A 15427-nucleotide genomic window follows, 5' to 3' on the forward strand; every position below is an offset into this window, starting at 1 on the left:
TGTAACCATTTTGATTATAACGTATGCACATCACCGTTGAACGAAAAATGAGGAGGTCAAACAAATGAAATTATTAGTAACAGGTGCAACAGGACAACTTGGGACGCTCGTCGTCAAGCATTTGCTCACAAAAGTACCGGCTGAACAAATTGCAGTCAGTGTTCGAAATCCGCAAAAAGCAGCACATTTGAAGGATGCTGGGGTGGATGTACGCCACGGAGATTTTACTCAGCCAGACACCCTGACATCAGCATTTAAGGGCATTGATCGTCTGTTGATCATTTCAACAGCGGATGGAGACCGTGTGCAGCAGCATAAAGCGGCAATCGAAGCGGCAAAAGCAGCAAATGTGGCATTTATTGCTTATACAAGTGTTGTCAATGCAAGAGAGAGTCAGCTTATCCTTGCAAATGACCATGCTAAAACAGAAGAAGCCATTGTGGCCTCTGGCATTCCTCATGTATTTTTAAGAAACAACTGGTATGTTGAAAACGAAAAAGATACGATTCTGGCGTCAGTCAGCGGCGCACCATTTTTAAGCCCTATTGGCGAAGGAAAGGTTGGCTGGGCAACAAGAAATGACTACGCAGAAGCGGCAGCAAATGCGTTAACACTTGCCGTACATGATCAGGAGATATATGAACTGTCAGGACCTCTTCGGACGCATAGTGAACTTGCACAAATTGTTAGTAAGGTAAGTGGAAAAGAAATCAAAGTAGAAAAAATAGATGTAGACACATTTGGAGACTTTTTAGCTTCAAATGGTGTACCAAAAGAAGCAGTGCCATTTGTCAAAGCCATTCAAAGCGGCATACGCGATGGTGCTTTAGCCGTCGAAAGCCAAGATTTCGAAACATTACTAGGCCGGCCGTTAACACCTATTGAAGAGAGAATCCGTGAATTGATTTTAAAATAAACATTGAAAACGCTCTTAAAAGGGCGTTTTCTCATGTGGATTATGCTTCAAGCATCATTAAGTTCCTCTCCAACTGTAGCCCTGTCAATATAACGTTTTTTTATATAAACAGATCAACTCAATGGTTAATCTCCCTCTTATTTTTTCTACTCTTACATCAGCTTTATACCCGTAGGAGTTAACAATCTTTTAACCAACAAAAAATAGTAAAAAAGTATCTTTTTTTCATATGATAATGTTGAACTCTAATTTTATTTATAGTAATATTATATAATAATAGAAGGAGGTGGTAATTGTGGGAAAAATTAATAGTAAACATTCTAAAATCCTAGCCGCTTTTGGGATGGTCTTTTTATCTATTTTAGTGATGTTTGGAACTATTGGGTCACCAGTGAAGTATAATCAAAACGAATTTAGTAATTCTAATATTCAGACTTTAGAAAAATCATCATTAGAAGTGAACCTTGCCAAAATCATTAATAAATATAGTAAAAAGACTACTTGGAACCAAGCTCAAAAAAAGGCATCCAAAATTGTCAACATGGTGATGACGGGGTCTGACGTTGCTTCGGCAATATCTATAGTGTTAGGTGCCTTTTCATTTGGAACCGTAACGGCTATCGCTTGGGCAGCAAGGATGTCATTAAAGTGGTATATCAAACGAAAAGGTAAAAAAGCAGCTGTTACATGGTAAGTAATGAAGAGTAGTTATGATTCTCATAACTACTTCTTCTTTACTAATTACGTATAAGGGGAGCCGTGTGGTGAAAGGAATTGTAGAGGGCGTCAAATCATTCGTATCTGTATTATTTGAACCAATATCTTTATTTAATAAATTAATTGAAAAACCTAAGAATTTTTATCCGTTCATTTTAATTATGCTAATAGGAATATTTTTAGTGCTATCCACCTCACAATTTTTAATACAGGAAATTTCTCACCTGTTTGAATTAGAAGAAAAGTTGTCTAATTCAGCTATCATTATTGGTATTTTCACTTTTATTATAAGTGGGGGATTACTTATAGAGTGGTTGATTCAAGCAATTGTCATCTATTTTATGGTATCACTGTTTTCTACTGAAAACCGGGAATTCAGAGCGGTATCCAGTATTATCGGTTATAGTTGGGTTCCTATAGCCATTAAGGTGTTTTCTTTCTCGTTATTAGTTATGTTTTCTGGAGAATTGTACGAGATTAAAGGATTTTCTGGTATATTAAAAGATACCGATAATTCTCTTTTAAGCAGCTTTTTAAAAAATATAGATTTTTTTGTTATTTGGCAGTACATAATCATGTATTTAGGTGTGAAAATTTTGTTAAGGGGTTCTAGTAAGTGGATGTCCATAATGATTATCGCTTTCTCCTTCTTACTAAACACAATTTTAAAAATAATTCCAGAGATTTTCACTTCATTTATGTAATTGTTTTAACCCTATAATCAGTTAGTAGGATGTGATGAAATGTTACGAAAAGCCTCACTTTCTTATTTTATTGCAAGCATTATTACAATAATAGTCATTTTGATTGAAGTTGGTATCCGTTCAGCAGTTGTTTCTCCATTTGTTCTACTTGATTCGAACAAAGATAACAATCCAAAAGTATTAATCTCCCATTCCCTTTATCAAGGTGATTTTTTATTAACTTATCAAGAAGGTCACTCCAAAGATCGATCAGAAGCAGCCTTTCAATTGGGGGGAAAGCAAATACATTTCACGGAGATTCCATCTAGGGATGGAATTAGCACAATTGAAACTGACAAATTAATGAAAGATAAGGCAACAGTTTTTCTAAGAAGAGGTTTTGTACCTATTCATGATGATAAAATCAAGATGGAACAGGTATCGCAAAATCCTTTTTTCTCTAAATACAATCTAACGAATTTAACAGAAACTACTAAGGTCAAAACAGGTTTTAAGCATAATACCACATATATTATATTAATTACGTTAATGGGAATTCTTTTTCCAGCTATGTTATTTTTATTTTTTAATCTTCATGAATCTATGAAAAACCTATTCACATTATTTATTCCCTTTGTTTTAGCCATTTTTCTTCCCTTGGGATTAAATTATTATTTCTTAATGGGATATGTGCTATCAATAACAGGATCTTATGTATTAAGCATTATTCTCTCTATACTTGTACCTAGTTTCCTGTCAATTTTATTGACAGCTTATTCATTTGAGTATACTACAAAAGATACGCCTGAAGATTTAGAAGAAAATGAAGGCGCGTCAGGAAATTCGTTCTTAATGAATGTTAGGGAGCAAGTTGTTTTGTTTGGTGCTGCCACCTTATCTTTGTTATATTTCGGATCATATTTATTACTTCCTTTGTCGTTTCAAGCGAAGATGATGGATAACCTTTTTCTATTTTGTAGCTGGTACTTCGCCCTAATCCTATTATTTATTTTTGGTTACTCAATCATTCAAAAAATAATAAACAAATATGAACTTTTAAATACGGAAGCATTCATGAATATTCGCAAGGATATTGAGAATAAGACAAACCAAAAGGTAAATATTTGGGTGAAAAAAGACTCTCAACAGGATGTGAATGCATGGATATATTCTTTTAAACTTCCATTTAAAAGAAGAGTCGATGTGTATGTGACAGAAGGGTTGTTAGATAAGTTTGATAAAGATGAAATTCGTGCTATCTTATACCATGAAATGGGGCATGCGAAGTTAAAACATGCGCATTATACCATGTTTCTAACTTTGATCGTAACATTATTTATGGGCATCAGTATGTATTATGCCAGACAGGTTATGCTTGCTAACGGATGGTGGCAATATGTTCTTATTTTCCCAGTAGGAGTAATTCTCATGATTTTCATTACGGAATGGTTGCCAAAGAAAATCAGCCGGTTATTTGAGATTCAGGCTGATAACTTTGCTGTTTCCCATCTTGAGAATAAAACACTGTATCTCAATACTTTGATTAAATTAAGCAGTCTTATTGAAGAAGAAGAAGGAGATTATGGAAGAAAGTCTGAATGGCGTGAAAGTCACCCCTCTTTTGAAAAACGAATTGAGAACATAAAGAAAAACAATTGATTCAACAAGGTGATTATATGAAGGCTAAACTGAACCATTCCAAATATAATTGGCTAAAACTATTTATAAAGAGAAATTTCCGGGTGTTGAAGTTGGCTTTATTAGTTGTTTTTATTAGCTTTTTCGGTACTATATTATTCTTATCGATTAACAATGATATCAACGTGACTACCATTCCCCTTAGTTATTTGGAGGAAGGGGTTAGTGATAGTGAGAATGATGGATTTGCTGTTTGTTTCTCAATTTTTTCGCATAATTTCATTATCTTGCTGCCAGCGTTAATTGGAGTTTTTTCGCTCGGTTTTTTATCAATAATATATGTTTCCTTACAAGGATATTTACTTGGAGTATCCATCTATAGCATCTCTCAAACAATGTCAATTTCAACTGTAATTACATTCACAATATTTCATGGGATTTTTGAGATGATTGCTATAGCTCTAGTCACTGCATTTGCTATAAAACCTGGTGAAATAACGATTGAATCCATTCGTGGAAATCGGAAATTTATACAGAAGCAGGACTTAATAGATATGGTTGTCCTACTTATTATGTATATTATTTTTTTATTCACAGCGTCATTGATTGAGGGAATAATACTCCTAAGTATATGATGTTAGTTTTAAATATCATTTTGATGTTTAGAGGTAGATGGATATGAGAGAAATTTATTTGATTAACAAATATAAATTTAGAAGCATCTTAAACAGATTTTTGTATATCCATAAAAATGGGGGAATGCATAGTGTTTATCTCCCATTTCTTGTAGGAAGTATCATCATCACTGTTACTTTGACTATTATTAATTTTTTTACTTCTTATACAGTTGAATTTATGCTTGAAAATTTAGAACCATTAACTAGAAAAGAGCAAAGTGAATGGGCCTATAGACTATTTTTATTTATAATATTGTTCATTCTGACTAGCAATGTTTATTCTAATGTGTACCGTATGCTAGAACTTAAAGACTTTAAGTTACTATCTTCTATTGTTCCATCTGTTAATAAAATAATACTCAGTAAGTTAATTGGGCGTGAATTATTTAAAAGTTTACTACTATTCGTAATATTCGTGCTCTTTTTCATTCATATAGCCACAAAACTGAACTTTAGTTTAGCAACTGGGATGTTTTTATTTCTTTTTATAACTCCTATAATATTAATTGTAGCGACGTTAAAAATCTATATAGTGATGAAAATAATTTCGGCTAAAGTAAGTAAAAGAATTGGATTGAATTATAGCCTGTTTCTTTTATTCACAAAAATAATAATAACTATACTCTTTTTTTCTATTCTTTTTCCTTTTATTGAATATATACCTAGTAGCTTGGTGAGGGAAAATTACTTATTAATTTACAACCATTATATTATCCAGTCTTTACTAGTGTTCTTTAACCCATTTCATTTTATAAGTGATGAATGGACAATTCTCTCTATCTCCCTTTTTATAGGGATTTGTATTTGTTGGTTAATGGGTAAATCTTTAAAACATTTAGAAGTCTATACATATATTGTTTTTTTTCAGCGGAATAATTCCAATGTCACTGGAACAGAGATAAGAAACAGTTTATTTAATTTGTATTTGTCCAGATTGTCCATGGTTCTAAAATACCTTAAATTTATTCCAATTTTAACAAGGAAAATTGTTGAAAAAGATTATAAACATTTTCAAAGAATCCAGATGTATAGATTTAATCAAACATTTTTATTAATTATCTTTCAATACATATTGATATTTATACCTTATTATCTTTTAGCCTCCAAAAATATTTCTTTTATAGAGGGAAATCATTTATCGATCTTTGCTATTCTCCATCTTTCAGGAGCCGTCATGGTAATCCATAGACTCTTTAATAGATTTTCGCCTGACTTTGAAGGAAAAAGTTTCGTTTACCTTTTACTTACTCCTGTGAGAGTAGAAGAAATTTGCTTAGCGAAGGTGCTTAGTTTGTTAGGAGTTGCACTGCCTTTTTCAATTATTGTTAGTTCAGCAACCTGTTTAATATTTGACGTCAATTTCTTATTAATTCTTCCTTTAAATCTATTTACTACGGTTGTTACAATACTAATTGCTCTAGTCTCCAGTATTACCTTCCCGAATTATGAAAGAGAAACCTATCTGGATTTGCCTAGTACAAGGTCCAGTATCATGAGTAAATTTTTGTCGAGTTTGTTTATTATCATTGGGAGTTTAATCATCATGCTCTCCAAAAATTCTTTGTTAACCGTAATATTATTTTCGTCCATGGCATTTATGATTAGCTCAATACTCTTCCATTTGTGCTGTAAAAAATTAACTAATTCAGAATTTAAAAACTTCTCATCTTTAAGTGAATTTAGTGAGTAAGGATGATTATATGTTAAATGTAGTGAATATTTCCAAGTCATATGGCAGTATACCTGCGATAAAAGAAATAAGCTTCCACATACGTTCCGGTGAAATTTTAGGCTTATTGGGTTCAAACGGTGCGGGTAAAACAACAACTTTATCTATATTATCGGGATTAATGAAACCTGACAGCGGATTTGTAAGTTTATATGAGGTTGAGGATCCCAATGAATATAAGTCACAGATTGGCTGTGTATTCGATGACTTAAGTCCATATGATTATTTAACAGGTAGAGAATACGTAACCTTCATGGGTGAATTAAGAGGAGTTCCTTCCAATCAAATTGATCTTTTTATATCCGATCTATCCCAACTACTCTTTCTTGAAAGAAAAATTGATGTCTTAATCAAAACCTATTCAAAAGGTATGCGTCAAAAAATTATATTAATGGGTGCCTTAGTTCATAATCCGGTTCTCTTGATTATGGATGAACCATTTACAGGATTAGATCCAGAAAGCATAAAGGCAATTAAAGATTATTTAAAAGCCTTTACTCATAAAGGAAACTCCATCATCTTCAGTACTCATATACTTGAAGTAGCAGAAAAATTATGTGACAGACTAGTAATAATTGAAAAAGGAAATTGTATTGCCACCGGTAGCTTAGAGGAAATAAGATTGCAAGACAGTCAAATGAATGGAAATACTCTTAGTTTAGAAGAAGTTTTTCATATGTTGACACATTCTTATAGTAATTTTAAAAAGTGATTGGTTTGAAAAATCACATAATAACATTGATTACAACACTAGTAAACAAAGATACATTCTTCATAAAAGGGAACATAAGGATTTAAAAGCGCTTTTTCATTAACACCTGTAATTAATTCCAAAAAATAAACATCAAAAACGCCCTATGAAAAGGGCGTTTTTTTCATTTAGTCACACGAACCATAAGGTCAAATTTTAGACAAATCACTTCGTTGAAATTTCAGAAATTTGGGATTAAAATGAAATTAAGGCCTGTTATTTAGTCATCAGATGACCAGAATGATGAATCAAAATGCAGCAATAGAAGGGAAGTTCGCCAATGAAAGTCCATTTATTCGTTACTTGTTTAATTGACACGATGCAGCCAAATGTAGGAAAGGCGACAGTGGAAGTATTGGAAAGACTCGGTGTTGAAGTGGAATTTCCAGAAACACAAGTGTGCTGCGGGCAGCCAGCCTTTAACAGCGGCTATACAAAAGAGGCAATCAAAGCAGCGAAAAACATGATCAAAGCCTTTGAATCAGCTGAATATGTTGTGACACCATCAGGTTCGTGCAAGGCGATGTTTTTAGAATATCCTCATCTTTTAAGAGAAGACCGAGTGTGGTCGGCCAAGGCTGAGGCACTTGCCGCAAAAACATATGAATTAACAGAGTTTATTGTTGATATATTACACGTGACAGATGTAGGCGCGAGCCTGAAAGGAAACGCAACCTATCACACCTCTTGTCATATGACGAGACTGCTGCGCATTAAGGAGGCGCCTTATACACTGTTGTCAAATGTCAAAGATTTGACGATGAAACCATTGCCCCGCGCAGAAAATTGCTGCGGATTTGGAGGAACCTTTTCAGTGAAAATGACCCCTATTTCTGAGCAGATGGTTGATGAAAAAGTACAAAGCATAGAGGAGACAGGCGCCGAATATATCATTGGTGCTGACTGCGGGTGTCTGCTGAACATTGGCGGGAGGCTGAACCGTCTTGATAAACCCATTCAGGTCATGCACATCGCAGAAGTATTAAACAGCCGCGGACTTTAAGAGGGGGAACGGCACATGAGTATGAAAATTGGAGAAAAGGCCTTTAAAGAACGGATCGGGGATGGCTTAGAAGACGCTGTCATGAGAGGAGCTGTTTCCTCTGCGCAGGAACGCCTGTATGAAAGGCGGCTATCTGCGAGCGAAGAACTTGGCAATTGGGAAAAGTGGCGTGAGCTTGGCGAGGAAATCAGGCAGCATACGCTGACGCATCTTGATGATTACTTATATCAATTAAGTGAAAGTGTAAGTGCACGCGGAGGCCATGTCTTTTTTGCGAAAACAAAGGAAGAGGCATCAGCATATATTCAAGACGTGGCACAGAAAAAAGCAGCCAAAAAGGTCGTCAAATCAAAATCAATGGTCACAGAAGAAATCGAGATGAATCAAGCGCTTGAAGAGATCGGCTGCGAGGTAGTCGAAAGCGATCTTGGTGAATATATTCTGCAAGTGGATGACCATGAACCGCCTTCACATATTGTGGCACCCGCCCTTCATATGACGAAAGAACAAATACGGGAAGTATTTCATGAAAGGCTTGGGTATGAGATGTCAGACACACCTGAAGAAATGACGAGTTTTGTGAGAGCCATCTTGCGTGAAAAATTCCTCGAAGCTGATATTGGTGTGACCGGCTGTAATTTTGCAGTGGCCAACACAGGGTCCATCTGCCTTGTGACAAATGAAGGGAATGCAGATCTTGTCACGGCTATACCGAAGACGCATATTGCCGTTATGGGAATGGAGCGGCTTGTTCCAACGATGGAGGAGCTGGATGTCCTTGTGGGTCTTTTGTGCAGGAGCGCAGTCGGTCAAAAATTAACTAGTTATATTTCTGTCGTGGGACCAAAAGGAGAAGGGGAAGTGGATGGACCAGAAGAATTTCACTTGGTCATTGTGGACAATGGGCGGTCAAATATATTAGGAACGGCCTTTCAGCCTGTTCTCCAATGTATCCGGTGCGCAGCCTGCATCAATGTATGCCCGGTTTACCGGCATGTTGGCGGACATTCGTACGGTTCGATTTATCCGGGACCAATCGGAGCTGTTCTTTCACCGCTTCTTGGCGGTTATGATGACTATAAGGAGCTCCCCTTTGCATCAAGTCTGTGCGCAGCCTGCACGGATGCTTGTCCAGTGAAGATTCCGCTTCACGAGTTATTGATTAAACATAGACAGGTGATCGTAGAAAAAGAGGGCAGAGCGCCTAAAGCTGAAATGATGGCGATGAAAATGTTTGGTATGGGGGCATCGTCTCCTGGGATGTATCAATTTGGAACAAAAGCAGCCCCTGCGCTCTTGAATCGTATGGCTTCAAACGGACAAATTTCAAAAGGGATAGGCCCTTTAAAGAATTGGACAGATATTCGTGACCTGCCAGTTCCAAGTAAAGAAAGATTCAGGGATTGGTTTAAAAAGAGACAAAAGGAGGAGAAGTGATGAAGGGAACCATTTCTCACCGAGATTCGTTTTTATCTCATATCCATCATCAATTAGGCAAAAACTCCTCCCCAACTGCATCAATTCAGCGTCCGGAATGGAGGCATCAAGTCCAGTGGGAAACAAACGGTAGTTTGTCTAAAGATGAATTAGTCGAGCAATTAAAAAAGCAATGTCAGCAAATTCACACAAGAGTGGTCGAAACAACACCGGAGGAAGCGCCCTCTGTATTACGATTATTGATGACAGAATATGGTGAGGGTGCTGTGATGACATCGCGTGATCGGCGTTTTGAAGAATATGGTTTCCTCCCTATGTTTGACAGCTTGCAACAGGAAGGAATCTCCATCACCAGCTGGAATACAGATGCATCAAGAGAAGAAAAATTAAGGCAGGCAGAACAAGCGAAATATGCAGTTGTGTTCAGTGATTATACCCTTGCAGAATCAGGTACAGTTGTCCTTTCATCCCACCAAGGTCAAGGAAGAGCGCTGCATTTTTTACCGATGATGTATATCGTGTGTATAGAGAAAAGCTCAATTGTTCCGCGGATGATTCAGGCTGTTTCGGCTCTCAATCGCTCAGTAGAAGAGGGGGAGCAGGCGAAAGGCGCCATCCATTTTATATCAGGTCCAAGTAATTCTGCCGATATTGAAATGAATTTAGTGGTGGGGGTTCATGGCCCAGTTCAGGCCGTTTATCTGTTAATAGATGAAGAATGAAGGCTTTCGTCATGAAAGCTTTTTTTCATCCAGAAAGCTCGCGCCAGTTTTAAAAAATCATCTTGCCACTAGGTGAATGGACATAGTAAGATGACGACATACAAGATGAACTGCTCATCTACTGCTGATGTAAAGGAAGCTGCTAATGGAAATGAAGACAACTGCTCAAACGAAATCAATTGCACTACCGCTTGTGATTTCAATTATTGCCATTTCGTTTTCTGCAATTATTGTGAAATGGTCAAATGCACCTGCTGCTATTTTAAGTATGTATCGAATGATCTTTGCGGCGGCTCTCATGCTGCCATTTATCCTGCCAAGAAAAAAAGAACTTCTCTCGATAAAGCGAAGAGACTGGTTTTTCTTATGTATGTCAGGCTTCTTTTTAGGACTCCATTTTGTGTTGTGGTTTGGCTCACTGAAGCTGACGACAGTGGCAAGCTCTACCATTATTATCGCCCTTCAGCCGATGGTCTCCTTATTAGGCGGATTCCTCATCTTCCGTGAACGAACAACAATGTCTGCTCTATTGACGATGTGTGCAGCGATTGTTGGTGCCCTCATGATAGGCTGGGGAGATATTGGTCATAGCAAGGAAGCCATCTTAGGAGATATTTTATCCTTTTTGAGTGTGATTGCTGTTGTTTGTTATTTGTTAATAGGCCAACAGGCTGTAAGAAAAATATCTCATTGGATTTATAGTTTTTGTGTATTTGGTTTTGCCGGTCTTTTTTTAATTTTATTCAACCTGCTTCAGCAAACCCCTTTCACAGGCTATCCGGGTAAAGAGTGGGGAATCTTTTTATTGCTCGCCATCATTCCCACCATGTCTCATGTCATTAATAATTGGCTTTTAACCTATGTGAATGCGACAACCATTTCAATGAGTATTCTTGGTGAACCTGTTGGGGCAACGATCCTTGCTGTATGGCTGCTTGGAGAGAAAGTCACACTGCTTCAAATGCTTGGCGGCCTGCTTGTTCTTTTAGGCGTCTTTTTCTTTTTGATGCAGCAGCGTCAAGGAATCGTGATGAAAACAAAAAAATCCGGTTAACTTCCGGATTTTTTACTCTTTTAAATCGTTTTTTTCAATCACTTTGTTTAATCTTGCCTCGATTTTTTTCAATTCCATTCGTTTTCTTCTGATCATGCGAAACGCGATGACAATGATTGTCACAATAAAGGCAATGAATAGAAGAGAGAACATTTGAAATAGAAGATCTCCCATGTTGAATGCCATATCCTCTCTATTAGACATACGTAAAACCTCCTTTTCTATCTATATATTACCATAATCATTAAAAGATTGAGATTTATCCATAATTTATCTATAATAGGTAAAATATCACTCATTAAAGGAGAACCAATATGAGAACTTTAGTCCTTTTACGAGGTCTCCCAGGCGTAGGTAAATCAACATGGATCAAAGAACAAGGCTTAGAGCCTTACACTTTATCAGCGGATCAAATCCGGCTGTTAACGCAGCCGCCGCAGCTATCAGTCAATGGGAAACTAGACATTTCAAGCAAGCATGACCACAAAGTTTGGTCTTTATTATTCGATCTACTCACGGCCCGTATGGAACGCGGAGACTTTACTGTGATTGATGCGACACATATTTCAAGTAAATCGATTTCTCAATATAAGTCTTTAGCGACTTCGTATCGTTACAGGGTATATGTCGTCGATTTCACGCAGGTGCCCCTTGAAACAGCTCTTTTGCAAAATCGCTCACGTGAATCTCACAAAGTGGTGCGGGAATCTGTTTTGTATCAAATGAACGAGCGGTTAAAAACAGAAAAGGTCCCGTCATGGGTGACTGTTTTGCAGCCGGAGGAATATCCGCAAGTGATGACCTATCAGCCTCGATCCTTTGATCAATATGAGGCCATTCATGTTTTCGGAGATATTCACGGTTGTTACACCGCACTTACCACCTATTTGCAAGGAGACATCAAAGAAAACGAACTTTATATCTTTACAGGGGATTTGCTTGATAGGGGAATAGAAAACAAAGAAGTATTAGAATGGATGCTCGCCCATAGAGAATGCCGGAATGTCATCGTCATTGAAGGCAATCATGATCAGCATTTATACCGGTTTGCACATGGTGAAAAAGTCAGAAGCAATATGTTTAACAGGCATACTGCGCCTGAAATCGAAGCAGCAGACTTTGATTTGAAGGAAGTACGAAAGTTTGTCAGAACCTTTCATCAGCTGACTTATTTTACGTATCATGATCAGACATTTCTTGTTACCCATGGCGGACTTGCTCATTTGCCGGAAGAGCTTCTTCATGTCTCAACACAGCAGCTCATTCACGGCGTAGGAGAATATTCAGATGACATTGATCACTTATTTGTTCAAAACACAGCTGGGCTGGATATCATCCAAATTCACGGGCATCGCAATTTATACAGACTGCCTATTCACGCAGCGGAAAGATCTTATAACCTAGAAGGCCAGGTTGAATTTGGGGGGCAGCTGCGGGTGTTAAAAATCACAGCTGACGGGATTGAGACTCATGAAATTGACAATCCAGTCTACAGAGCCTCTGAGAAAAAACAATTGGCTGCTGTTCAATCAGATATTTCACTGGATGATTTTTTAGCTCATTTAGATCAGCATGAATACGTTCAGGAATTAAAGCTTCCACACCATATTTCATCTTTTAATTTTACGAAAAAGGCTTTTAGTGAACGTCAGTGGGATGATGTGAATGTGAAGGCAAGAGGTTTGTTTGTCAATATGGTTTCAAAGCAGATTGTGTCTAGAAGCTATAATAAATTTTTTAACATTGATGAGCGTCCGGAGACAAGAATGCAGCATTTAGTGAACCATCTTCAATTCCCTGTCGCCGTATATGATAAAGCAAATGGATACTTAGGAACTGTTGGGTATAACGAAATGGAAGATGAATTGGTGTTTACGTCCAAATCGTATACATCACATGTGAAACAAAATCAGCATGCTTCCTGGGTCGAAGAGCTATTTTATAAAACCTTCGGTGATGTGCAGGCTGACTACATCAAATCATACGTCCGTGACCACCATGTATCTCTTGTGTTTGAAGTCATTTTGCCAGAAAAAGATCCGCATATTATCACATATGAACAAGATCAACTCATTTTACTCGATATAGTGAAGCGGCAGTTAAGCTATGAAAAAGCACCATTCGCTGAAGTGAAAAGATTAAGTGAACAGCTGGGAATATCCTGTAAGCAGGAAGTGGCTGTTTTCCATGATTGGACGTCTTTTTATAAATGGTATCAGGCGGTCTCTCATGATGACACAATAAAAGAAGAGGGATATGTCATTGAGGATGCTCGCGGCTTTATGACCAAACTCAAGCTTCCTTATTATCAATTCTGGAAGCAGATGCGCGGGATAAAACAGCGCGTTGCAGAGAAGCGTTCCTCGCAAAAATATATGCAGGCGTTGCAGACAGCGGAGCAAGCTAGGTTCTATACGTGGCTTCTTGAGCAAGAAGCAGATCATGTGAGGAATAGCTCAATTATTGAACTGCGGTCACAATTTGAACAAAGCGGTACTGCCCAATTGAATAATGATGGGATAAATGTATAGTCTAACAAAGAGTCTTTTCTAAGGAAAAGGCTTTTTTTGATGCAATTGAAAGGTGGACACTTGCATGCCTGACCATATTGAAGTCATTCTTCGGACGATGTTTGCTTTTGCAATTTTATTTGGAGGAGCACGTCTTTTAGGAAAACAAACCATTGCGCAAATGAATATTTTTGATTTTATAGCAGCCATCAGCTTAGGTTCAATTGCAGCGAACCTGGCGTTTAATACAACGCTCCCGCTTCAGCACACAACGATTTCCTTTGTGTCACTTGTCATGATTATTTATGTGATTTCCCTGCTTGCATTAAGAAGCCGGAAGATGAGAGGGTTTATGGCTGGTAAACCAACCCTTGTCATACAAAATGGAAAAATTCTTGCCCTTGATTATTTAAATCAACAGCTGAGAGAAAAAGACATCTTTGATATTAGCGAAGTTGAATTTGCGATGATTGAAACAGATGGGCATATGTCAGTGAAAAAATACCCTTCGTTTGAAAAAGTCACGCGGAAAGACCTTCATTTATTCATGGAGGCAGAGCGTTACATGCCGATTGAAGTCATCATGGACGGGAAACTCATCCAAAAGAACATACAAGAAAATCAATTAACAGAGCAATGGATAGAAGAAGAGCTTAAAAAAAGGCAGCTGTCCTTAAAGGACATTGTTTATGCTGTCCGTTCAAGTAATGGAAACTTATATATTGATACATATGACGACCATATTCATTCTCCAATCGATCAGGAATGAATGTGTAGTGCTGATGACACCTGTGTGACACACATTTGACAATCTTTATAAGTCCTTTGGGTGTCATACGACTAGGTAGCATTTCTCGATTATTATTATTTTCAGAAAATGTGATGACGGATTAAAATAAGTATGTTTAAGTATAAATAGATGAAATTAAAATATTAATATAATATACCGACAGCGGAATGAACGTTCATTCCTATATTTTTATAAGGAGGGGATGAAATGCCAGCAGTGACTGATAAACAAGAACAGATCATGAAGGCTTCGCTGGAACTATTTATTGAACGAGGCTTTGACGGCACCACAATGCCGATGATTTCAAAAAGAGCAAACGTCGGAGCGGGCACCATTTACCGTTATTTCGACAGCAAGGAGGCGCTCGTCAATATTTTGTACCAGCGCAGTCTCTCAGCATTTATCGAAAAAATGAACACAAACAGTCCAGATCCAAAGTTAAGTATCCGGGCGTACTTTAAGCATGTATTTTATTGCTTGGTTTTATTTACAAAGGAGAATCCAAGCGGGCTGTATTTCTTAGAGATTAATAAACGGTCTCATTACTTAGACGAGACGAGCAAAGAGAAAATGCAGCATTTGTTACATGAGCTTTTCCTTATCTTTGAAGAAGGGAAAAAGGATGGAATTCATCCAAATCTCTCAGGCAGAACCATTTTATCTATTGTATTTGGTGCCTTCGTGCAGCTGCATAAACAAATTCTTGCAGAAGAAATAGAGCCAACGATTGATTTTTTAGAGGATATTGAGCAATGTTTATGGCGCGCCATCAGCGTTGCATCTTAAAGAGATAAAGGGAG

15 protein-coding genes are annotated in these 15427 nt (G+C 37.3%); 14 read left to right on the plus strand and 1 reads right to left on the minus strand.

Features of this window, described 5'->3' with window-relative positions; genetic code table 11:
* The first annotated feature begins 64 nt into the window (after window positions 1–64).
* The 11 genes from NSQ25_RS08600 (at window position 65) to NSQ25_RS08650 (ending at window position 11327) form a co-directional block, all read left to right on the plus strand.
* Window positions 65–916, plus strand: coding sequence for an SDR family oxidoreductase (locus NSQ25_RS08600; protein ID WP_326136395.1), 852 nt, complete (start codon window positions 65–67; stop codon window positions 914–916).
* Between the two features lie 295 nt (window positions 917–1211).
* Complete coding sequence (locus tag NSQ25_RS08605; protein ID WP_065214393.1) at window positions 1212–1610, plus strand: uberolysin/carnocyclin family circular bacteriocin; 399 nt, start codon at window positions 1212–1214, stop codon at window positions 1608–1610.
* Window positions 1611–1680: 70 nt separating this feature from the next.
* Window positions 1681–2337, plus strand: a complete 657-nt coding sequence (locus tag NSQ25_RS08610) for a YIP1 family protein (protein WP_326136394.1) — start codon at window positions 1681–1683, stop codon at window positions 2335–2337.
* A gap of 39 nt (window positions 2338–2376) precedes the next feature.
* On the plus strand, window positions 2377–3975 hold the full coding sequence (locus tag NSQ25_RS08615) for a M48 family metallopeptidase (protein WP_326136392.1): 1599 nt from the start codon (window positions 2377–2379) through the stop codon (window positions 3973–3975).
* 92 nt (window positions 3976–4067) lie between these two features.
* Complete coding sequence (locus tag NSQ25_RS08620) at window positions 4068–4589, plus strand: stage II sporulation protein M (protein ID WP_157841466.1); 522 nt, start codon at window positions 4068–4070, stop codon at window positions 4587–4589.
* Between the two features lie 43 nt (window positions 4590–4632).
* The gene (locus NSQ25_RS08625) at window positions 4633–6321 is read left to right on the plus strand and encodes a hypothetical protein (protein WP_065214397.1); all 1689 of its coding nucleotides are present in this window, start codon (window positions 4633–4635) and stop codon (window positions 6319–6321) included.
* 10 nt (window positions 6322–6331) lie between these two features.
* Window positions 6332–7072: an ABC transporter ATP-binding protein gene (locus NSQ25_RS08630; protein ID WP_065214398.1), complete on the plus strand. Its 741-nt coding sequence runs from the start codon at window positions 6332–6334 to the stop codon at window positions 7070–7072.
* Between the two features lie 319 nt (window positions 7073–7391).
* A complete protein-coding gene (locus tag NSQ25_RS08635; protein ID WP_041117501.1) occupies window positions 7392–8114 on the plus strand; it encodes a (Fe-S)-binding protein in 723 nt (240 codons plus the stop codon).
* 15 nt (window positions 8115–8129) lie between these two features.
* Window positions 8130–9551 carry a LutB/LldF family L-lactate oxidation iron-sulfur protein gene (locus tag NSQ25_RS08640; protein ID WP_041117503.1) on the plus strand — a complete coding sequence of 474 codons (1422 nt, stop codon included), beginning with the start codon at window positions 8130–8132 and terminating at the stop codon, window positions 9549–9551.
* The gene (locus NSQ25_RS08645; protein WP_326136390.1) at window positions 9551–10273 is read left to right on the plus strand and encodes a lactate utilization protein C; all 723 of its coding nucleotides are present in this window, start codon (window positions 9551–9553) and stop codon (window positions 10271–10273) included. The genes NSQ25_RS08640 and NSQ25_RS08645 overlap by 1 nt, the downstream gene beginning before the upstream one ends.
* A gap of 145 nt (window positions 10274–10418) precedes the next feature.
* On the plus strand, window positions 10419–11327 hold the full coding sequence (locus NSQ25_RS08650; protein WP_065214400.1) for a DMT family transporter: 909 nt from the start codon (window positions 10419–10421) through the stop codon (window positions 11325–11327).
* Window positions 11328–11339: 12 nt separating this feature from the next.
* Here the strand turns inward: NSQ25_RS08650 and NSQ25_RS08655 are convergent, their stop codons facing one another.
* Window positions 11340–11531 carry a hypothetical protein gene (locus tag NSQ25_RS08655; protein ID WP_034283400.1) on the minus strand — a complete coding sequence of 64 codons (192 nt, stop codon included), beginning with the start codon at window positions 11529–11531 and terminating at the stop codon, window positions 11340–11342.
* A gap of 110 nt (window positions 11532–11641) precedes the next feature.
* On the opposite strand from NSQ25_RS08655, the gene NSQ25_RS08660 reads away from it, so the two are divergent.
* From NSQ25_RS08660 to NSQ25_RS08670, 3 genes are all read left to right on the plus strand, one after another.
* Window positions 11642–13858: an RNA ligase gene (locus tag NSQ25_RS08660; protein WP_326136388.1), complete on the plus strand. Its 2217-nt coding sequence runs from the start codon at window positions 11642–11644 to the stop codon at window positions 13856–13858.
* A 64-nt stretch (window positions 13859–13922) separates the two neighbouring features.
* Complete coding sequence (locus NSQ25_RS08665; protein ID WP_326136387.1) at window positions 13923–14606, plus strand: DUF421 domain-containing protein; 684 nt, start codon at window positions 13923–13925, stop codon at window positions 14604–14606.
* Window positions 14607–14834: 228 nt separating this feature from the next.
* Window positions 14835–15413, plus strand: coding sequence for a TetR/AcrR family transcriptional regulator (locus tag NSQ25_RS08670; protein ID WP_326136385.1), 579 nt, complete (start codon window positions 14835–14837; stop codon window positions 15411–15413).
* Window positions 15414–15427: the final 14 nt, after the last annotated feature.

This window comes from Bacillus sp. FSL R5-0512, from assembly GCF_038593295.1.
Classification (GTDB): domain Bacteria; phylum Bacillota; class Bacilli; order Bacillales; family Bacillaceae; genus Bacillus; species Bacillus safensis.